Raw genomic sequence first — 19,093 nt, 5'->3', positions numbered from 1 at the left:
TAAGTTTTGGTTAATAAAAAAATAAGAGCAGGCACACAGGCAGATGAAAACGGGCTTTCAGGGCACGTTCGTCATTTCTTGGTCGCAAACAGAAGTAGACGGTCTTTGGGCCGCACCGGTCGAGTCAATCGATGTCGGGGCCGCGTGGTCGTGGCAAGGTGAAGCAGTGCGGGTTGATGGCCCGGCTGAACTGTTGCGCTTGGGTATGGCGAATGGAGAAACGGATCTGAGGCGGCGGGCTGCGCGCTCGGTGCGCAGACTGGTCGGGGCGGCGGTGCAAAATCGTACGGACCTGCAGGATGTCACCGTAGAAGATCCGCTTTTGGACAAGAGTTTTGTGGTGACAAATGGGGTGCAGAGCTACACCGTCACCCTGATCGAGGTCAGCGACACGACGCGGCCTTTGCTGATGTTCGTGAATGAGATCCCGCCAAAGGGCACGGATCTCTGGGTGGTGCATCACTCATTGGGCAGTATTGGCTGCCCTGCGGATACCATGCCAGGCCAACCCGGCAGTGGTGTGATTTGTTTTACGCCCGGCACTCAGATTGCCACCCCCAACGGGCCGCGCCGGATAGAGGATCTGCACGAAGGCGACAAGGTGCAAACCCGCGACAGCGGCGCGCAGGAGGTCCAGTGGATCGGAGCGCGCCGGATCAGCGGGGCGCGGCTGTTTGTGGTTCCAAAACTGCGGCCCGTACGCATTCGCGCCGGCGCGCTGGGCATTGACCGGCCAGAAAAAGAGCTGCTGGTTTCGCCCGAACATCGCATGTTGCTGCGGGGGCGTCAGGTCCAGGCCCTGTTCAATACCGATGAGGTTCTGGTGGCTGCCAGAGATCTGATCAATGGGCGCACGATTGCCGTGGACAGCGCCGTTCGGGAAGTCACCTATATTCATCTGTTGCTGGACAGCCATCAGGTGCTTTGGGCCAATGGGGTTGAGAGCGAGAGCTTTCACCCCGCCAGCGCTGCAATGTCGGCGCTGGATGCGGAAGACCGCATCAGGTTGGGCGGTTTGCTGCCGCAGGTCGAGCATGATCCAATGAGCTATGGGGCCTATGCGCGCCGCAATCTCAGCAGCTCGGAAGCGGCCATTTTGATGCATGAGGCCGCCTAGGGCGCAAAAATCAAAAAGCGGATGAAAAACCAAAGGCGGCAGTGTTGACTCTGCTGCCTTTGCGCATATAAGCGCCACTTCATTGGTGTTGGTGGGCCCCGCAAGGGGATTCCTGTCATAGGCGCGGATCATTGATCCAACCCTAAGAGGACAACGCCCTTCATAGCGGCCTTTCTGGGCTGCGACTATAACGAAGGAGAACAGCCGTGACCAAACGCACAGCTGCCAAGTACAAAATTGACCGCCGTATGGGCGAAAACATCTGGGGTCGTCCTAAGTCCCCCGTGAACCGTCGTGAATATGGCCCCGGCCAGCACGGTCAGCGCCGCAAGGGCAAACTGTCCGATTTCGGCATTCAGCTGCGCGCCAAGCAAAAGCTGAAAGGCTACTACGGCGACATCACCGAAAAGCAGTTCCGTCGCGTTTACGCCGAAGCTGAGCGTGTCAAAGGCGACACCGGTGAAAACCTGATCGGTCTGCTGGAGCGCCGCCTGGACGCTGTTGTTTACCGCGCCAAGTTCGTGCCAACCATCTTTGCGGCACGTCAGTTTGTGAACCACGGCCACGTCACCGTCAACGGCAAGCGCGTTAACATCGCGTCCTACCGTGTGAAAGAGGGTGATGTTATCGCTGTTCGTGACAAATCCAAGCAGCTGGCAGTTCTGCTGGAAGCCGTTGCTCTGGCCGAGCGCGATGTGCCTGACTACATCGAAGCTGACCACTCCAAAATGACAGCCACCTTTGTGCGTGCGCCTGGTCTGGCCGATGTGCCTTACCCAGTTGTTATGGAACCAAATCTGGTCGTCGAATTCTACGCCAAAAACTAATCCACACGCCCTTTGGGTGTTGGAGGAAAGGGCTGCCTTTGGGCGGCCCTTTTTGAATTTCTGGGTTCTCGGCCTCCCGTATCGTCAGATTGCTGCAGATCAGAGTGCTCGCCTTGAGGGGGAGGCGAGGCTTGTGATGAGCCTAAAACGGAAAAGCGGTTGTCATAGGCCAGAACTCGTCGCTACCGTGGGGGAAATTCGCCGGGCCATATAGAAGTTCGGCAAAACGGGAGTGTGAAATGAAACGTCTTTTGACCGGTACAATTGCCGCCATTGTTGTAACCTGTGCCACGGCGCTCAGTGCGGCGCCTTTGAAATTGCAGCCCGCCAATCCGCAGCCCTCGGGGCTGAAACCGGGGCTGGCGGTGCGCTATGCCTATCCGGTGGATGTCAGGAACCTGGTCGAGGCCTCTTCAGCGCTGAAGATCAACGCAGAGCGCGGGCAACCTTTGGCCGGGCTGGATCATCGTGACACCAATGAGGGTGAGAAGACCCTGACCTCAAAACGTGCTGAACATGTTGTGGCCGGGATCAAGGGTTATGTGCATTTTGCCAAGCCGGGCATCCACAACATCGATTTCCTCACCAATGACGGTCTGCGAGCCAGAATTGGCGGGCAGGTGGTCGGCAAGTTTGATGGGCGTCAGGCCTGCGACAGCACCATCATGAGTGAAGTCGACGTGCCATCGGCTGGTTGGTACAAGGTGGATATCCTGTATTTTCAGCGGCTTGGTACTGCCTGTCTGCATATGCGCATGGGGCCCCAGGGCAAGCGCCCCCGCTGGATGCCAAACAAGGCCTTTGGCCACTGACCCTGCGCGACCTCCTGTCATCATCACAGGCCCGGCTAGCGCTATTCAGGTTTGTGTATGTGGATAGCAAAGCCTTCTTCGGCCTGCGGTGGAGTGTAGTGCTGGCAGATCTGAGTGAACTGCGCTCGGCTGGGTTTAAACGGATGCTCCCCGCGCGCATTGCGATCCTGTAGACGTTGCCAGCAGGTGGCTTCGTCCACATCAAGCAGGTGTAGCAGAACCTCGGCCTTGGCCTGGGTGGCGCAGTCGCGCATCCAGCGCCGGTTGTCGATGGTATTTGCAGGATAGTCCAACACCACAGAGAGCCCAGCTTGCAATAGCTGGGAAATATGCGGCGTCATGATCCCGCGCAGCTTGGCGGAAAATTTCACATAGTCCTGCACGGTTTGCATCTGTGGACCGTAGAGCGTGGAAAGCCAGGCGTCTTCACTGATGCAAATGATATCGTCAGGCTCTGACAGTTTGGCGGCCAGGGTGGATTTTCCTGCGGCAATTCTACCGCAGATCACTTGCAGTGTAGGCCTGAATGAGGTCATGAATCGGATGTCCTGATGTGGGTCACAGGGGCAATGGGCGGGCCTCGGCGATGGTCTCCATCGCGAAATAGGAGGTCACGCTGTCCAGTTCAACGCCGCTGATCAGCCGCTGATAGACCCGGTCATAGCTGCCCATATCCTGGGTGACGACCTTGAGCTGATAGTCGTAATCGCCGCCGATTCGGTGGAAATCCACCACCTCGGGGATGGTCAGCACATGGCGGCGAAAGGTGTCGAGCCATTCCGCTGAATGATGCCGTGTGCGCAGCATCACAAAGACCACCAGATCCAGCCCCAGCTGGCCGCGGTCCAGGCGCATGGTGGCACCTTGCAGGACCTTCTTGTCATTCAAAGCCTTCAATCGCCGCCAGCAGGCGTTCTGCGAGAGGCCCACCACATCTGCCAGTTCGCGTTGAGAGAGGCTGGCATCCCGTTGCAGGGCGCGCAGGAGGTTCAGGTCAATATGATCTATAGAATTGGTCATCGTTAGATCATATGACACGAGAATAGGTGAAATCAATCAGTCATTGGGGGTGATTTTGGGTATCTGGCATAGGAATATCGGTGAAACGATCAATTGGAGACGCGCGCATGCCCCTAGAAACCTTCAAAAAAGACCTGGCCCTAGCCGCAACTGATGGCAGTTTGGCGCGCGGCGTCATTGGTGATGGAGTCATGATCCCAGGACCGGGTGGCGATGTAGCACTGGTCTATGCCGATTATGTGGCTTCGGGTCGGGCCCTGCGTCAGGTCGAAGACTTTATCAGCAACCAGGTTTTGCCCTTCTACGCAAATTCTCACACCGAGGCGTCCTATTGCGGTTCTTATGTCACCCGGTTGCGCCGCGCTGCGCGGGCTGAGATCGCACGGGTGACCCAATGTGGGTCAGAGGATGCGGTGATCTTTGCCGGATCGGGCGCCACGGCTGGGCTCAATCGGTTGGTCAGCCTGTTTGGGGTGAATGAGGCCTTCAATCCGGTGATCTTTATCGGCCCCTACGAGCATCACTCCAACATTCTGCCCTGGCGGGAGAGCAAGGCCAAGGTGGTCGAGATCCCGGAAGCGGCTGAGGGGGGTGTTGATCTGGCGGCTTTGCAGCGCGCGCTGCACGACCACGCCAGCTGCGATTTGATTATTGGCAGTTTCTCGGCGGCCTCAAACGTGACAGGGATTGTCACCGATCCCGATCCGATCAGTCGCATGATGCATGCCGCTGGCGGGCTGGTGATCTTTGATTATGCGGGCGGCGGTCCCTATCTGCCGATTTCGATGGCAGGGGAACATGGCGCCCATAAGGATGCCGTTGTCGTCTCGCCGCATAAATTCCCCGGCGGGCCTGGGGCGTCCGGGGTATTGCTGGTGAACACATCAGTGGTGCAGCGGCGCTGCCCTTCTTGGCCGGGGGGCGGGACTGTCAGCTTTGTCTCGCCCTGGGGGCATGAATACAGCGAAGATCTGGCTGCCCGCGAAGAAGCGGGAACCCCGAATGTAATTGGGGACATCCGCGCCGCGCTGTCCTTTTTGGTAAAAGAAGCCGTGGGTGAGGTCGAAATCGCCACCAAGGAGGCTCGGTTTGCCAGTATGGCGCGCGCGGGCTGGGCGGACAATCCGCAGCTCACCGTGCTGGGGCATGAGACCGCACATCGCTTGCCGATTTTCTCCTTCACGGTCAAAGGTGTTTCGGGGGAGGCTGTGCATCAACAGCTCTTTACCCGCATGCTGAGCGACTATTACGGCATTCAGGCTCGCGGCGGCTGCGCCTGTGCCGGCCCCTATGCGCACCGTTTGCTGGATATTGAACGCGCCGAGTCTGACGCTCTGTTTGCAGAGTTGCAGTCTGGCCTGGAGTTGCAGAAACCTGGCTGGGTCAGGCTCAACTTCTCCTACCTGATGGAGGATGAGACGGTGCAATACATCATCGACAGCGTGAACGAGCTGACCCTGCGCGCCGAAGATCTGGCCCAAAGCTATCTGGCAGATCCCAAAACTGCGCGCTTTCAACCCCGCGCCGCATGACGGGGAAAACCAAAGGCGAAACCCCCATGACAGATTAAAAATCCTGTGGCAGGCTGACTGAGTTGTTTATTTTTTTACTCGGAGCCCTGTTATGGCACTTAATTTGTCGGCCCCTGTGGGGGATAAAAACCGTATTACCAAACCAGATGCCAAGTCTGGTGAAGGAAAGTTCAAACCGGTCAAAAACGCAGGCGCTGATGTGGAGCTGGTGCGCTTGATGCTGAAGGCCAATGGCTTTGGCAAAATCGCCATCTCGCAAAAATGCGATGCGGGCTTGATCAAGGATATCCGCAGTTTTCAAAAAAATGCCCTCGGGTTCAAGAAGCCCGATGGCATCGTCGACCCTGGCATGCGCACCTGGAAGGCGGGCTTGGCCAAGTTGCAGGCGATGATCGCAAATGATCAAAAGATCTCGGTCTATGAGGTCAAGGAAGAGGGCAAGACCAAGCAGGTCGAGATGCGCGAGTTCGAGGCGGGAGAAAAGGCGCTCAAACATGAGATCCTGTCCAAGGCCAATATGATGCTGGGCCAGGCGGAGTGTTGGGTGGATTTCTGCAATGACGTGGAAAAAACCCGTCAGGCTGAAGACGGCATGATGATGGCGATTGCCGAATTCACCATGTCGACGCTGAACGAAAACACCGACCCACCCTGGACACCCATCCTGAACGCACGCTCTGAGGCCAGCAGCCTGAAAGCCCTGGTGAGCCGTTCCAAACCGGATTGGGCCAAGGTGCAAAAGCAGGATGCCAAGGCAACGCGGGTCTACAACACTGGGCAAAAGGCCTTTGATAAATTTATCAAGGCGCGCATTGGCACCGCGAGCAAAGCGGTCTTTACCCTGGAAATTGTGCGCGAGACCTCCTTTACGGTGATCGAAGTCTATGCGACCGCGCGCCTGGTTGCGACCAAGGGCATGAACCCTGTCAAAGCCCATGCGATTGCGGCGGCGGGCACCGAGGCGATGAAATCCAGCGCCGGGCAGTTTGGGGAATATCTGGCGGGCAACAAGGTCACCTGGGAAGGGGCGGCCAAGAAGGTTGCGCTGGACACGATGTTTGCCGGGGCCGCAGGGGCTGCGGGTGGTAAGCTGAGCGGCACCTTTCTGAAAGGCATTGCCACCAAGGTGGCGGCCCAACTGCCCTCAAAGATGTTTCAAACCTTTTCACAAAAGTCGCTGACTTTGTTTATGGAGAAGGTCTTTACCACCGGTGTCGGTGCCGAAATGGTCAAAAATGCCGCCAAAGAGGCGATCATGCTGTTCAAGCCTTTGGTGGAAAAGGGACGCGCACCGAACCAGAAAGAATTTACAGATGCGGTGGTCAAGGTGCTTTCCGGGGGGATTATGGCTTCTGGGCCGATGAAGGCGGTGTCTGGTTTTGGTTCCAGCTACCTGGCCAATTCGCAGAGCTTTCTGGCGCAAAAACTGATCCCACGGGTGATGGATCCGGTTTGGAAGGGGGATCTGATCAAGAAATACGGCGCCGATGCGGTGGAAGAGTTTGCCAAAAAGCACGGCCCCGCGATCTATGCGGAGGTGGCCGGGGCTTTGCAAGACAAGGTCTTTGTGGCCTTTGCCAATAAGGCTCTGGAAGGCTCTGATGGCTCGCAGTCTGTCAAGGTTTTGCAAAAGACCATGGAGGAAGCCATGCGCAAGGATGCCAAACTGCGCAAAGATCTTACCGCTATGGTGGAGAAAAAGGCCGAGGCCAAACTGAAGAAATTGCAAAAGGCCAAGTGAGCACACTGGGCTGGCAACCTGGTTCAGGCGGGGTGATTTTGCATTTTCGACCCCTGCCGCCCGTTCCTGTGGCAATTGCGCAGGCGCAGTAATCTTGCCGCTTTCCCATTGGCTTGGGCCTCGTTATTACGAGGGGGAACCAAGGAGCCCGAAGTATGACCCAGATCACGCCGCAGCCCGGTATTATGGATATCGCTCTCTATCAGGCCGGCGCGGCCCATGTGGCGGGGGTGAGCAACACAGTCAAGCTCTCCTCCAATGAAAATCCACTTGGGCCAAGCCCGCTTGCAATTGCAGCCATGCAAGAGGCGGCGGCGAATATGCATCGCTATCCCAGCTCGGATCATCTGGCTCTGCGCGCGGCAATTGGCGAGGTTGAGGGGCTGAACCCTGAACAGATCATCTGCGGCGCTGGCAGCGACGAGATCATTGCCTTCTTGTGCCAGTGCTTTGCTGGTCCGGGGGATGAGGTGCTCTATACCGAGCACGGCTTTGCCATGTATCGCATCAGTGCGCTTGCGGCAGGTGCCACCCCGGTGGAAGTGCGCGAGCGCGAGCGGGTCACCGATGTGGACGCCCTGCTGGCGGGCTGCACCGAGCGCACCAAACTGGTGTTCATCGCCAATCCCAACAACCCCACCGGCACGATGATTTCCGCCGCCGAAGTGGCGCGTCTGGCAGATGGCCTGCCTGCCGGGGCGCTTTTGGTATTGGATGGGGCCTATGCGGAATATGTCGAAGGCTTTGATGCGGGGGCCTCCCTCGTCAATGCGCGTAGCAATGTTTTTATGACCCGGACCTTCTCCAAGATCTACGGGCTAGGCGGAGCCCGGATCGGCTGGGGCTATGGCCCGGCGGAAATCGTCGATGTGTTGAACCGTGTGCGGGGGCCCTTCAACGTCTCCGCCACGGCGCTGGCCGGGGCCGAGGCCGCTGTGCGGGACCGCTCCTATATCGATCATTGCCGCGCAGAGAACGCCAAATGGCGCAGCTGGCTGGCCGCAGCGTTGGCGGAGCTGGGCGTGGCCTCGGATACTTCCTGCACCAATTTCATTCTGGCGCGTTTTGCCTCCCAGGCCGAGGCCGAGGCCTGCGATATCTATTTGCAGAGTCAGGGCCTGATTGTGCGCCGGGTTGCTGGCTATAACCTGCCCACCGCCTTGCGGATCACAATTGGCGATGAAGCGGCTTGTCGTCTTCTGATCGCTGCCATCTCAGAGTTCAAGTCACAGCAGGCTGCCACATGAGCAATGTCATCTATAACCGCGTCGCCCTGATTGGCCTGGGGCTGATAGCGTCGTCAATGTTCTGGGCGATGAAACGTGCCGGATTGGCCGGAGAGGTCACCGGCTATGCCCGTAGCAATGAGACCCGCGAGACCGCGCGCCGCATCGGCCTGTGCGACCGGGTCTGCGACACCGCGACTGAGGCTGTTGAGGGAGCCGATCTGGTGGTCCTTTGCGTGCCCGTTGGGGCTATGGAAGCGGTGATGCGCGAAATCGGCCCGGCCCTGAAACCCGGAGCTACGGTCTCGGATGTGGGCTCGGTCAAGGCGCATGTGATTGAAGCGGTTGGGCCGTATATTCCCGAGGGCGTTCATTTTGTCCCGGCCCACCCTCTGGCGGGCACCGAGCATTCCGGCCCCGAGGCGGGCTTTGCCGAATTGTTTGACAACCGTTGGAGCCTGCTGGTGCCGGTGGCGGGTAGTGATCGGGCGGCGGTTGACCAGCTGCGTGGCCTCTGGGAGGGCATGGGCGCCAATGTGGATGAGATGGATGCGGATCACCACGATCTGGTGCTGGCGGTGACCAGCCATGCGCCGCATCTGATCGCCTATACCATGGTTGGGGTCGCGGATGACCTGCGCCGGGTGACCGACAGCGAAGTGATCAAATACTCGGCGGCGGGTTTTCGCGATTTCACCCGGATTGCCGCCTCGGACCCCACCATGTGGCGTGATGTCTTTTTGACCAACAAGGAGGCAACGCTGGAAATTCTTGGACGCTTCACCGAGGAGCTTTTTGCGCTGCAGCGGGCTATCCGGACTGGCGATGGCGAGCATCTGCATGATTATTTCACCCATACGCGGGCCATTCGGCGCGGCATTATCGAGGCTGGGCAGGATACATCTGCGCCCAACTTCGGTCGGGGTGAATTGGGCCGGAGTGATAAATCGTGAACGGGCGCAGGGCAGGCAGATTTCTGCATCTCAGCCCAACCGGGGGGGCGCCCTGGCTTGTCGCCGTTGCACTTGGGATGGGTCTTCCCGTGGCACAGGCCTCTCAGGCGCCCGAGGTCTCGCTGCGCCCCTCGCTGCGTCCTGTGGCGATGGAGGCCCCGCAGGCCTCACGCCCGCAGTCTACTGTTGCAGCGCTGGCTGATCTCGAATCCGCAGGCAGGGTCGTGGGCGCGAGGGTGCGTCCTGTGGGGCGTCCCGTGTCAGAGCAGGTTCTGGCCGCGGCGGCTCTGCCCGCAGGGCTTGCCCCTAACAGGATTGATCAGTCCTTGGTGCCCTTGGTCCGACCGGAGGCAATTGTCGAACAGGCCCTGTTCAAGCGCCGCATGCTGCGCCGGGGCGCGGTCTGCGGTGATATCGAAATCCAGGGAAAACCCATTGGGGCGGTGGCGGCTGAAATACCTGGCTGCGGCGCCAAAGATGCAGTGCGGGTGACCTCCGTCGCTGGGGTCACGCTCAGCCAGGGCTCGATAATGACTTGCGAAATGGCAAAGGCCTTGAAACGCTGGGTTTCCAAGGACGTGGAGACGGCCTTTGGGCGGCGTAACAAAGTCGTCAGTCTGCGGGTCGCGGCGCATTACGCCTGCCGCACCCGCAACAACCGCCCTGGGGCCCGGATCTCGGAACATGGCCGTGGCAAGGCGATTGATATCGCGGGCTTCAAGCTGGAGGACGGCACCTTGGTAACAGTGCTTCAGGGCTGGACTGCCCGCGAGACCCGCAAATCCATGAGGCGGATCTGGAAAGCCGCCTGTGGGCCCTTTGGAACCGTGTTGGGACCTGAGGCGGACCGGTATCACCGCGATCATTTTCATCTGGACGTGGCGCGGCATCGCGGCGGTGCCTATTGCCGTTAGGTGGGCGGCCAGCGCAGGGTGCCAGCGGAGGCGCTGCACTTCCTGTCTTGTGACACCTTGGCAACGAAACGTGACCGCGCCGCGCCTGGCGCGGCGCCGGGCCCAACTGAGGCGGGCTTTCCTGTGGAAAGTCCCAGATCAGGCGGGAGCCCCCCCTTTTTTGTTAGCGATGGTTTGGCCTGGAGTGGAGGGAAACGCTCGTGGCCTATCGCAGCACGAGTGTCGGAGCTTTGCCAATCGGCAGCGGACCGGCCCACATCTGCCCATCTTGGAAGCGCAGGGTCGTGTCGATTTTTGCGTCGCTGCCGGATCCGGTGGAAAACAGGTTTAGGATCTTTTCCACCGTGCTGCGGCTGCTTGGCGGCAACAGGCTCAACCGCTCCCCCATATCCAAAATGGCGCGCCAGTTTTCCGCCCGCACGGTCAACGCTCCACTGAGCCGCCCTTTTTCGTCAACCTCCAGCGCCCCTGCGGCCTGAAACCGCATGTCTCCCCACTGAGCTTCGGCGAGGTCCAGTGTGATCTCCCGGATCTGAGGGCGTCGCAATTCGATCGCGCGTCGGTCCCAGGGGGTGTCAAAGGCCAGATCAGCCTGCAGGCGCAGGGTGTCAAACTGCGCGGGCATGTCCTCGACGGACAGGCCAAAACCGCTGCGCAACAGGCCGCGCGGGGAAAACTGACGGGCTTCCGCGCTCAGATGGTATTCTTCGGGCTGGATTTGCTGTCGCAGTTCCAAAGTCAGATCTTTGGCCTGCCACAGCGCCCCACCGCTGTCGCTAATCTGCCAGGCCTTACTGGTCAGTGACAGTTGCTCCACCTCCAGGGCAAGACCCGGAGAGAGGTGCAGGTCTGCCTGCAGCTCCTGGGCGGTCACGGTGCGGGTCTGATCAAAAAATGAAATCCGCTGAGCCGTGTCCGGAAATTGCAGTTTCTGGCTGCCGGGCCAGAGGGCGGGGCTATCAAAACTGACCCAATCCGCGCTCCAGGCGAGGCCGGTTCCGGGATCTGCCAATAGTGGCTGGTCAATCTGCGTCACATGGCGTGCGGGAAAGCCCCGGGTGTTCAGAGCCCCATAAGAGACCTGCCAGCCCTGGCGTTGCTGTTCGCTAAACCAGGTTTCAAAGCCGCTGCGCAGCCCCCAGGCGGCCAGCCCCCAATAGGCAATCCAGACAGCCGCGCCAAGGCTAAGCCATTTCAGCAGTCGCATTCTGCAAAGATCCTCTTTTTCTAGCCCGCATTTTGCTGTTTATAGGCGGCGGATAAAAAGGGCCATAGATCATGACAATGTGGGTTTTCGGATATGGATCGCTGTTGTGGAACCCTGGGTTCCCGGTGGCGCGCAGCGAGGTGGCGACCCTGCAGGGCTATGCGCGCTCCTTCTGTATGACCTCAATTCATCATCGCGGCACCACCGAAGCCCCTGGGCTTGTCCTGGCGCTTGATGAGGTTGCCGGATCGCAGTGTCAGGGTCTTGCCCTGGCGGTGACTTCAGGCGCCGAAGAGGAGACCCTGGCCTATCTGCGTGAACGGGAACTGGTCTCCTCCGCCTATCTAGAGCGCGATCTCATGGTGGATCTGCATTCCGGCGCGGCGGTTCAGGCGGTGACCTATGTGATTGATCCGCATCACGCGCAATATTGCGGTGGCATGGCACTGGAAAAACAGGCGCAGATCATCGCCACGGCGGTGGGGGGGCGCGGCCCCAATACCGAATATCTCTACAATACGGCCGAACATCTGAGCGAGATTGGACTGGGGGACGCCGAACTGGAGTGGTTGATGCGTCGCGTGCGACAAATTACCGGATAAAGCCTTGGTGCTTTTGTCTCTTTGCCTTTAAGCTCCGGGTTAAATTAGTCAAAGAACTGACAGGATTGCACCGAGCATGGCCCATACAGACCGCAAGACGCGGCCGCAGTTTTCGCAACCGGTCCGGCAAATCATTCTGATGCTGATCGCGCTTGGACTTGCCGGTTTTGGCATCTTTGTGGCCCTGCCCAAAGTGCTACCGGTGTTTCAGGCCAATCCCTGGCTCAACGGCTTTATCGTCATTGTCTTTGTCATCGGCGTTCTGTCCTGTTTCTGGCAGGTCTTTCAGCTGATCGTTTCGGTCCGCTGGATTGAAAGCTTTGCCTCCGGCGGCAGCCGGGGTGAGAAACGCGCGCCCTCGCTGCTGGCACCTCTGGCGGCCCTGCTGCGCTCGCGGGCGGCGCGGATGCAATTAGGATCTTCCTCGACACGCTCGATCCTGGATTCCGTAGCGCAGCGGGTGGACGAAGAGCGCGAAATCACCCGATATATCGTCAACCTGTTGATTTTCCTAGGGTTGCTGGGGACCTTTTACGGCCTGGCAACAACGGTTCCTGCAGTGGTGGACACCATCCGCAGTCTTGCCCCACAGGAGGGCGAAGAAAGTATTGCGGTATTTAACCGTCTGATGACCGGGCTAGAGGCGCAGTTGGGCGGCATGGGCGTGGCCTTTGCCTCTTCGCTACTGGGCCTGGCGGGATCCTTGATCGTGGGCCTGTTGGAGCTCTTTGCCGGCCATGGTCAAAACCGGTTCTACCGCGAATTGGAGGAGTGGCTGTCCTCTTTTACGCGGGTGAGCTTTTCCTCTGGTGAAGAGGGCAGCGGTACTGGCGATACTGGGGTTGTCTCCGAGGTGCTGGATACTATGGCGGAACAGATGGATGCGCTGCAGGCGATGTTTGCGCAGAATGCCGCCAGCCGCGCCGAGGTTGACAACAAGCTGGCGCAATTGGTTGATGCGATCAATGATATGAACGCGCGCCAGGATCAGGCCGCAAGCATCGCGGGGGCGCTGGACCGGGTTGCGGTGGGCCAGGAAGCCCTGACGGAGATCATGCGGGCCCAGGGGGATGTCGGCATGGATGCCGAAAGCCGGATGCGGCTGCGTTCGATCGATGTGCAAATGCTGCGCATTCTCGAAGAGATTTCTGCGGGCCGCCAGGAAAGCCTCGCAGAGCTGCGCAAGGATATAGACCTCATGGTCAAGGCTTTTGCGGTGCCGCGTGGCCGGGGCCGTCAGGCGCCGGAAGCCGCGCAGACCCAAGAGGCTTCGGCCTTCCTCAAAGGCGAGGAATAGACCATGGCCCTGTCGCGGCGCAGTGGGCAGCGATTTCAGAATTCCATCTGGCCCGGCTTTGTCGATGCCATGACGGGGCTGCTGTTGGTCCTGATGTTCCTGTTGACCATCTTTATGGTGGTTCAATTTGTCCTGCGCGAGACGATTACTGGCCAAGAAAGCCAATTGGATGAGCTGTCTTCCGAAGTGCAGGCACTGGCCAATGCTTTGGGGCTGAAAGAACGCGACAACAGCCGTTTGAGCGCGCGGCTTGGTGCGCTGAGCTCAACCCTGTCCACCACCCAAAGCGATTTGGCGCAGGCCCAGAACGCATTGGATCAGCAGCGTACGGTGATCGCCGGGCTCACGGCTGAACGGGATCAGCAACAGGCGGCTTTGGCGCAGGCCCAGAACCAGATCACCGCCTTTGAGGCCCAGGTCGCGGCCTTTATTGCCGGACGCGATGCCGCGCAGGCTCAGATTGCGGAACTGACCATTAGCAAAGAGGCACTGGAGGCCGAGCGCACGACCTTGCTCAGCGAGGCGGAAGCGATGACGCTGGCGCTGGCGCAGGCCCGCGAGGAAATAGATCTGAGTGTTGAAAACGCTCGACTGGCGGCGGCCAAACGCGAAGCACTGGAGGCCTTGATTGCGGATCTTGAAGCCGAAGGTGAGCAACGCAACACTGCAGTGGCGGAATTGAGCGCCCGGTTGAGTGCCGAGGAGGAGGCCCGCCTGGTTGAAGCTGCCGCCGCCGAAGCCCTGCGTGCCCGATTGGAAACGGCGGATGCCGAACTGACGGCCATGACCCTGTCGCTGGAACGTCAGCGACAGGAGGCCGAGGACACGTTAACGCTATTGGCTGCCGCGGAGCTGGCCAAGGAGGCCCTGAACACGGATCTGGAACAGGCGCTGGAAACACTGGAAGCTGCCAAGGCGCAGTCGGAGCAGCGCGACGAGCTGGCCGAACGTTTGACGCGGGTCTTGGCGCAGATGCAGGTGTCCCAATCTGCAGCCGAGGGTCGGGTTGCTGCCCTGGAGATCGAGTTGAACCGCCTGCGTCAGGACAGCACCGCCACACAGGCGCAATTGAACAGCGACCTGGAAAGCGCGCGCCGCCTTGCTGCAGAGAACAAGGCGGCGCTGGAAGCCGAACTGGCCCGGCAACGTGCGGCAAATGTCGAAACCGAAACCCAGTACCAAAGCGAGCTGGCAGCCTTGCAGGCGCAACATGCCGAAGCGGTGCGGCTGCTGGAGCAGGAGCTGGCGGCGCAACGGGCGACAGCGGATGCCTCTCTGCGTCAGGTCGAAACGCAATTGGCACGGTTGCAGGCTGATGCCGCATCGGTGATGTCGGGGCTTGAGGCGGAATTGCTTCAGGCGCAAAACGAATTGGCCGCAGCACGCAGGGCTGCAAGCTCGACCGCCGAAGAACGGGCTTCGGTCGAGCTGCGTTTGCTGGAAGCGTTGGATGCTTTGGAAAATGCCCAGGCCGCGGCAAGCGATCAGGCGGTGCTGCAACAACGGCTGCTGGCGGCGCTGAACGCGCAGCAAAATGCCCAAGACACGGCTGATGTGAACCGCAGTCTGGCCGAGGAGCGCGCGGCATTGCTGCGCCAGGCTGAGGCCGCTCTGGCCGATCAGAAAACCCTATCGGCCGAAGCGCAGCGCGAAACGGCACTGTTGAACCAGCAGGTGGCTGCTCTGCGCGAACAGCTGGGCGGTTTGCAGGCCATTCTGGACGACTATCAACAGCGTGACGCGGCGCAGCAGGTGCAGCTGCAAAACCTGGGCCAGGATCTGAACTCGGCCTTGGCGCGGGCGGCTTCGGAAGAGCGTCGTCGCCGTCTGTTGGAGGAAAGCGAACGTAAGCGGCTGGAGGTTGAGGCGGCAGAATTGGCCAACAAAGCTGAGAATTTGGAGACCAAGGCACAAGAGCTGGAGCGCTATCGGTCTGAATTCTTTGGCCGTTTGCGCAATGTCTTGGGCAGCCAGGAGGGCGTCCGGATCGAAGGAGACCGTTTTGTCTTTGCCTCCGAGGTGCTGTTTGCCTCTGGTAGTGCCGATCTGTCGACAGCCGGGCAGGCAGAGGTGGCAAAGGTGGCACAGATCCTGCAGGCGGTTGCTGCTGAGATCCCACCGGAGCTCAACTGGATCATTCGGGTGGATGGCCACACGGATAACACGGCCATGGCTGGCAGCGAGAAATACAGCGACAACTGGGAGCTCAGCCAGGGCCGGGCCCTGTCAGTTGTGCGCTTTATGATCGAAAACCTGGGGATCGCGCCGGATCGTCTGGCGGCCAATGGCTTTGGCGAATTCCAACCTGTGAACAGTGACAACACCCCGGAAGCTCGCGCCCAAAACCGCCGCATCGAGCTGAAGTTCACCGAGCGCTGAGCACCGGCAGCCAAGTTCTGAAAGTCCGTTGCCAGGGTGAAGGGGGGCGCTAGCCCTTGGTGAGCGCGAGGCTCACCGCAGGTCGATCACCTCTTCAATACGGTCGATCTCTTCGTCATCCCGCAGCAAAACGGCCAAGGCAGTATAGCGGCCGTAGTCCCAGGCTTCGCGCCGCAGCCGTTTTCCGGAGGCGCGGAAAAACTGCGCCTGGTCACGTTCAAGGGCGATCTCATGGACCGAGAAAACCCCGCGTGGCCCGGAAATGGTCAGGCGTATGCGATCGCCCTTTCGGCCGCCAAAGGCATAGGCCCAGAAGACCAGCGCTGGAGATTTGGTCGACAGCCCTGTAGCGGCAGCGGCGCCGGATTTGATGGCCTGAAACTCAGGAACCTGTGCCGCGAATCCAGCCCCCAGGAAACCTCCGGGCTGATAGGGAGGTGTCTCTGACCAAAGGCTTGCAGAAGCAGCAGCATTGGTTTCTGCAGACGTGTCGCAAGACTGCCGCCCTTCGGGGGCAAAGGGATCCACCACAATTCCATTCTGGCGCAGCGACAAATGCAGATGCGGGAATTGGGTCTTGCCGGAGAGGCCCACCTCGCCGAGGGGGGTGCCCACCTCAACCCGCTGGCCCTTTTGGACCTGAATGGAGCCCTGTTTCAGGTGACAATACTGGGTTTCCCACCCATCGTCATGACGGAGCACCACGCCGTTGCCACATTCGCGGCCCTTCAGAGCCTGCGTATGTTCATCGGTGGCATAGGCGTCGGGCATAGAGTCGCGCAAACCGCGCACAACACCAGGGGCGGCGGCGCGGACTGTGACCCCAGCCTGCATGTCGCTGAGATAGGGCAGGGCGATGTCTGTGCCCTTGTGCCCTGAATAGCTCAGCCCCTGGCAGGTGTAATCCTGGGAACCGGGGCCGGGGATATGGTCGACATACTGCTGGATATGGCAGGATTCGCCCAGGCGACAGTCCAGGGGCCAGTGTAAGGTGAAATCGCTCGCCACGGCGGGGGCCGTGACGAGCGAGAGGAGAAATGCTCCTATCGGCAGCCGCATGGTCAGTCGGCTGTCAACAGTGGCGGTTTATCGCCAGAGATCCGCGGCTTGGTCGGACCTTCGATCCGCAGGTCCAGTTTGCCATCCTTGATGCCCACCTTGACCAACCCACCTTTGGCAAGTTTGCCAAAGAGCAGTTCTTCGGCCAGCGGCTTTTTGATGTGCTCCTGAATGACCCGCCCCAGTGGGCGCGCCCCCATGCGGTCATCATAGCCCCTGTCAGCCAACCATTCGGCGGCTTTGCGGGTCAGCTCGATCGAGACATTGCGGTCCATCAGCTGGGCTTCCAGCTGCAGCACAAACTTCTCGACCACCTGTAGGATGACCTCTTTGGGCAGCGGTGCAAAGGCAATCACGGCATCCAGGCGGTTGCGGAATTCAGGCGTAAAGGTGCGCTCAATCGCAGCGGTGTCTTCGCCCTCGCGGCGGTCGCGCCCAAAGCCGATAGCGGCCTTGGCCATATCCGAGGCCCCGGCGTTGGAAGTCATGATCAGAACCACGTTGCGGAAGTTTACCGCGCGACCGTTGTGATCGGTGAGCTGACCATTGTCCATCACCTGCAGTAGGATGTTGAAGACATCAGGATGCGCCTTCTCAATCTCATCGAGCAGCAGCACGCAGTGGGGATGTTGATCAACCCCATCGGTGAGCAGCCCACCCTGATCAAAGCCGACATAGCCGGGAGGGGCACCAATCAGACGCGACACCGCGTGCTTCTCCATGTATTCTGACATGTCAAAGCGCAGCAGTTCTACACCAAGCGTATCGGCCAGCTGTTTGGCAACTTCGGTTTTGCCAACCCCGGTAGGGCCCGCAAACAGATAGTTGCCAATGGGCTTCTCGGGTTCACGCAGACCGGCACGAGCCAGTTTGATAGCGCTGGACAGTGCGTCGATGGCATCGTCCTGGCCAAAGACCACACGTTTCAGGCTCTTTTCCAGATCCTTCAGCACCTCAGCATCGTCCTTGGTGACGCTCTTAGGCGGAATGCGGGCGATCTTGGCCACCACGGCTTCGATCTCTTTCACCCCGATGGTTTTGCGGCGTTTGCTTTCCGGTACCAGATGCTGGGCCGCCCCGGCTTCATCAATCACGTCAATGGCCTTGTCGGGCAGTTTGCGGTCGTTGATGTAGCGCGCCGCCAGTTCCACTGCGGATTTGATCGCATCGGCGGTGAACTTGATGCTGTGATGTTCCTCAAAATAGGGTTTCAGCCCTTTGAGGATCTCAACCGCGTCCTGAACCGAGGGTTCATTGACGTCAATCTTTTGGAAACGACGCGCCAGGGCGCGGTCCTTTTCAAAATGTTGACGGAACTCTTTGTAGGTGGTTGAGCCCATGGTGCGCAGCTTGCCGCCCTGCAGGGCAGGTTTCAGCAGGTTGGAAGCATCCATGGCACCGCCAGAGGTGGCGCCAGCGCCGATCACCGTGTGGATCTCATCAATGAAGAGTACGCCATCGGGATGATCTTCCAGCTCGGTCACCACGGCTTTGAGACGTTCCTCAAAGTCGCCGCGATAGCGGGTGCCGGCCAAGAGCGCGCCCATATCGAGCGAGAAAATGGTGGTTTCTGCCAGAACGTTGGGCACTTCCCCCTGAACGATCTTGCGGGCCAGACCTTCCGCGATGGCGGTTTTACCGACACCGGGATCCCCCACCAGCAGCGGGTTGTTCTTGCGGCGGCGGCACAGCACCTGGATGCAGCGCTCCACCTCATGGCTGCGGCCGATCAGCGGATCAATATCGCCTTCGCGCGATTTGGCGTTGAGATCGACGCAGTATTTGTCAAGTGCGCTCTCTTTCTTATCGCCCTCGCCGGGGGGCGTCGCGCCCATGGAGTCCTCTTCGTTTTCGGGGGCGCCGGTCACCGGACGGGATTCCCCAAAGGCCGGATCTTTGGCCACGCCATGGGCGATGAAATTCACCGCGTCATAACGGGTCATATCCTGATCCTGTAGGAAGTAGGCGGCGTCGCTCTCGCGTTCTGCAAAGATCGCCACCAAGACATTGGCGCCGGTCACTTCGGTGCGGCCGGAGCTTTGTACGTGGATGGCGGCGCGCTGGATAACACGCTGGAAGGCCGCCGTCGGCACAGCCTCTGATCCGTCGACATCGGTCACCAGATTGGCGAGGTCCTCGTCGACAAATTCAATTAGCGAAGTGCGTAGCTGACCCAGCTCAACGCCGCAGGCGCGCATGACGCGGGCAGCTTCTGGCTCTTCGATCAAAGCCAACAGCAGGTGTTCCAGCGTGGCAAACTCATGGCGCCGCTCATTCGCCAGCGCGAGCGCGGCGTGAATGGCTTGTTCTAATGTGCTCGAGAATGAAGGCACGGGCGTGCTCCTCTGTTCTTGGGTTGATCCGGGTATCGGCGTTCTGCCTCTTCCCCATTCTTCAACCATGTCCT

General features: G+C 59.7%; 16 protein-coding genes. 11 read left to right on the top strand and 5 right to left on the bottom strand.

The genetic code is table 11. From position 1 onward, the window contains the following. The first annotated feature begins 43 nt into the window (after nt 1–43). The 3 genes from AN476_RS04080 (at nt 44) to AN476_RS04070 (ending at nt 2,756) form a co-directional block, all read left to right on the top strand. Complete coding sequence (locus AN476_RS04080; RefSeq protein WP_054459689.1) at nt 44–1,117, top strand: Hint domain-containing protein; 1,074 nt, start codon at nt 44–46, stop codon at nt 1,115–1,117. 206 nt (nt 1,118–1,323) lie between these two features. Continuing rightward, entirely contained in the window at nt 1,324–1,944 is a 621-nt protein-coding gene (gene rpsD / locus AN476_RS04075) for a 30S ribosomal protein S4 (protein WP_054459688.1), read from the top strand. A 239-nt stretch (nt 1,945–2,183) separates the two neighbouring features. Continuing rightward, a complete protein-coding gene (locus tag AN476_RS04070) occupies nt 2,184–2,756 on the top strand; it encodes a hypothetical protein (RefSeq protein WP_054459687.1) in 573 nt (190 codons plus the stop codon). Between the two features lie 41 nt (nt 2,757–2,797). Here AN476_RS04070 and AN476_RS04065 read toward each other — a convergent pair whose 3' ends face one another. Together AN476_RS04065 and AN476_RS04060 are read right to left on the bottom strand one after the other, a co-directional pair. Further along, nucleotides 2,798–3,292 carry an ATP-binding protein gene (locus AN476_RS04065; RefSeq protein WP_054459686.1) on the bottom strand — a complete coding sequence of 165 codons (495 nt, stop codon included), beginning with the start codon at nt 3,290–3,292 and terminating at the stop codon, nt 2,798–2,800. 22 nt (nt 3,293–3,314) lie between these two features. Next, complete coding sequence (locus tag AN476_RS04060) at nt 3,315–3,776, bottom strand: Lrp/AsnC family transcriptional regulator (RefSeq protein WP_054459685.1); 462 nt, start codon at nt 3,774–3,776, stop codon at nt 3,315–3,317. Nucleotides 3,777–3,883: 107 nt separating this feature from the next. Here AN476_RS04060 and AN476_RS04055 point away from each other — a divergent pair, with 107 nt between their 5' ends. The 5 genes from AN476_RS04055 (at nt 3,884) to AN476_RS04035 (ending at nt 10,142) form a co-directional block, all read left to right on the top strand. After that, nucleotides 3,884–5,308 (top strand): aminotransferase class V-fold PLP-dependent enzyme, encoded by a 1,425-nt coding sequence (locus AN476_RS04055; RefSeq protein ID WP_054459684.1) that lies wholly within the window; start codon nt 3,884–3,886, stop codon nt 5,306–5,308. 91 nt (nt 5,309–5,399) lie between these two features. Then, a complete protein-coding gene (locus tag AN476_RS04050; protein ID WP_054459683.1) occupies nt 5,400–7,049 on the top strand; it encodes a peptidoglycan-binding protein in 1,650 nt (549 codons plus the stop codon). A gap of 155 nt (nt 7,050–7,204) precedes the next feature. Further along, entirely contained in the window at nt 7,205–8,296 is a 1,092-nt protein-coding gene (gene hisC / locus AN476_RS04045; RefSeq protein WP_054459682.1) for a histidinol-phosphate transaminase, read from the top strand. Continuing rightward, entirely contained in the window at nt 8,293–9,228 is a 936-nt protein-coding gene (locus tag AN476_RS04040; RefSeq protein ID WP_054459681.1) for a prephenate/arogenate dehydrogenase family protein, read from the top strand. Before hisC ends, AN476_RS04040 begins: the two co-directional genes overlap by 4 nt. Nucleotides 9,229–9,305: 77 nt before the next feature. Next, complete coding sequence (locus AN476_RS04035; protein ID WP_083464228.1) at nt 9,306–10,142, top strand: extensin family protein; 837 nt, start codon at nt 9,306–9,308, stop codon at nt 10,140–10,142. Nucleotides 10,143–10,347: 205 nt separating this feature from the next. Here AN476_RS04035 and AN476_RS04030 read toward each other — a convergent pair whose 3' ends face one another. Beyond that, entirely contained in the window at nt 10,348–11,349 is a 1,002-nt protein-coding gene (locus AN476_RS04030; protein WP_054459679.1) for a DUF2125 domain-containing protein, read from the bottom strand. 71 nt (nt 11,350–11,420) lie between these two features. Here AN476_RS04030 and AN476_RS04025 point away from each other — a divergent pair, with 71 nt between their 5' ends. From AN476_RS04025 to AN476_RS04015, 3 genes are all read left to right on the top strand, one after another. Further along, nucleotides 11,421–11,951 carry a gamma-glutamylcyclotransferase gene (locus tag AN476_RS04025; protein ID WP_054459678.1) on the top strand — a complete coding sequence of 177 codons (531 nt, stop codon included), beginning with the start codon at nt 11,421–11,423 and terminating at the stop codon, nt 11,949–11,951. A gap of 76 nt (nt 11,952–12,027) precedes the next feature. Continuing rightward, nucleotides 12,028–13,248, top strand: a complete 1,221-nt coding sequence (locus tag AN476_RS04020; RefSeq protein ID WP_054459677.1) for a biopolymer transporter ExbB — start codon at nt 12,028–12,030, stop codon at nt 13,246–13,248. Nucleotides 13,249–13,251: 3 nt separating this feature from the next. Then, nucleotides 13,252–15,627 carry a peptidoglycan -binding protein gene (locus tag AN476_RS04015; RefSeq protein ID WP_054459676.1) on the top strand — a complete coding sequence of 792 codons (2,376 nt, stop codon included), beginning with the start codon at nt 13,252–13,254 and terminating at the stop codon, nt 15,625–15,627. Between the two features lie 72 nt (nt 15,628–15,699). Here the strand turns inward: AN476_RS04015 and AN476_RS04010 are convergent, their stop codons facing one another. Then, nucleotides 15,700–16,686, bottom strand: coding sequence for a M23 family metallopeptidase (locus tag AN476_RS04010; protein ID WP_054459675.1), 987 nt, complete (start codon nt 16,684–16,686; stop codon nt 15,700–15,702). A 2-nt stretch (nt 16,687–16,688) separates the two neighbouring features. After that, nucleotides 16,689–19,019, bottom strand: coding sequence for an ATP-dependent Clp protease ATP-binding subunit ClpA (gene clpA, locus AN476_RS04005; protein WP_054459674.1), 2,331 nt, complete (start codon nt 19,017–19,019; stop codon nt 16,689–16,691). Nucleotides 19,020–19,093 lie beyond the last annotated feature (74 nt).

It is taken from the genome of Phaeobacter sp. 11ANDIMAR09, from assembly GCF_001294455.1.
In the GTDB taxonomy this organism is placed as follows: domain Bacteria; phylum Pseudomonadota; class Alphaproteobacteria; order Rhodobacterales; family Rhodobacteraceae; genus Pseudophaeobacter.
Note: the sequence above shows the minus strand (reverse complement) of the source record. Positions and strands in the feature narration are given on the sequence as shown.

Excerpts from the sequence above, each read along its gene's own strand:
- hisC (WP_054459682.1), top strand. The coding sequence starts at position 7,205 with ATGACCCAGATCACGCCGCAGCCCGGTATTATGGATATCGCTCTCTAT.
- AN476_RS04010 (WP_054459675.1), bottom strand. The coding sequence starts at position 16,686 with ATGCGGCTGCCGATAGGAGCATTTCTCCTCTCGCTCGTCACGGCCCCC.
- AN476_RS04035 (WP_083464228.1), top strand. The coding sequence starts at position 9,306 with ATGGGTCTTCCCGTGGCACAGGCCTCTCAGGCGCCCGAGGTCTCGCTG.
- AN476_RS04060 (WP_054459685.1), bottom strand. The coding sequence starts at position 3,776 with ATGACCAATTCTATAGATCATATTGACCTGAACCTCCTGCGCGCCCTG.
- AN476_RS04065 (WP_054459686.1), bottom strand. The coding sequence starts at position 3,292 with ATGACCTCATTCAGGCCTACACTGCAAGTGATCTGCGGTAGAATTGCC.
- AN476_RS04030 (WP_054459679.1), bottom strand. The coding sequence starts at position 11,349 with ATGCGACTGCTGAAATGGCTTAGCCTTGGCGCGGCTGTCTGGATTGCC.
- AN476_RS04070 (WP_054459687.1), top strand. The coding sequence starts at position 2,184 with ATGAAACGTCTTTTGACCGGTACAATTGCCGCCATTGTTGTAACCTGT.
- AN476_RS04020 (WP_054459677.1), top strand. The coding sequence starts at position 12,028 with ATGGCCCATACAGACCGCAAGACGCGGCCGCAGTTTTCGCAACCGGTC.
- AN476_RS04025 (WP_054459678.1), top strand. The coding sequence starts at position 11,421 with ATGACAATGTGGGTTTTCGGATATGGATCGCTGTTGTGGAACCCTGGG.
- AN476_RS04050 (WP_054459683.1), top strand. The coding sequence starts at position 5,400 with ATGGCACTTAATTTGTCGGCCCCTGTGGGGGATAAAAACCGTATTACC.
- AN476_RS04055 (WP_054459684.1), top strand. The coding sequence starts at position 3,884 with ATGCCCCTAGAAACCTTCAAAAAAGACCTGGCCCTAGCCGCAACTGAT.
- AN476_RS04040 (WP_054459681.1), top strand. The coding sequence starts at position 8,293 with ATGAGCAATGTCATCTATAACCGCGTCGCCCTGATTGGCCTGGGGCTG.
- AN476_RS04015 (WP_054459676.1), top strand. The coding sequence starts at position 13,252 with ATGGCCCTGTCGCGGCGCAGTGGGCAGCGATTTCAGAATTCCATCTGG.
- AN476_RS04080 (WP_054459689.1), top strand. The coding sequence starts at position 44 with ATGAAAACGGGCTTTCAGGGCACGTTCGTCATTTCTTGGTCGCAAACA.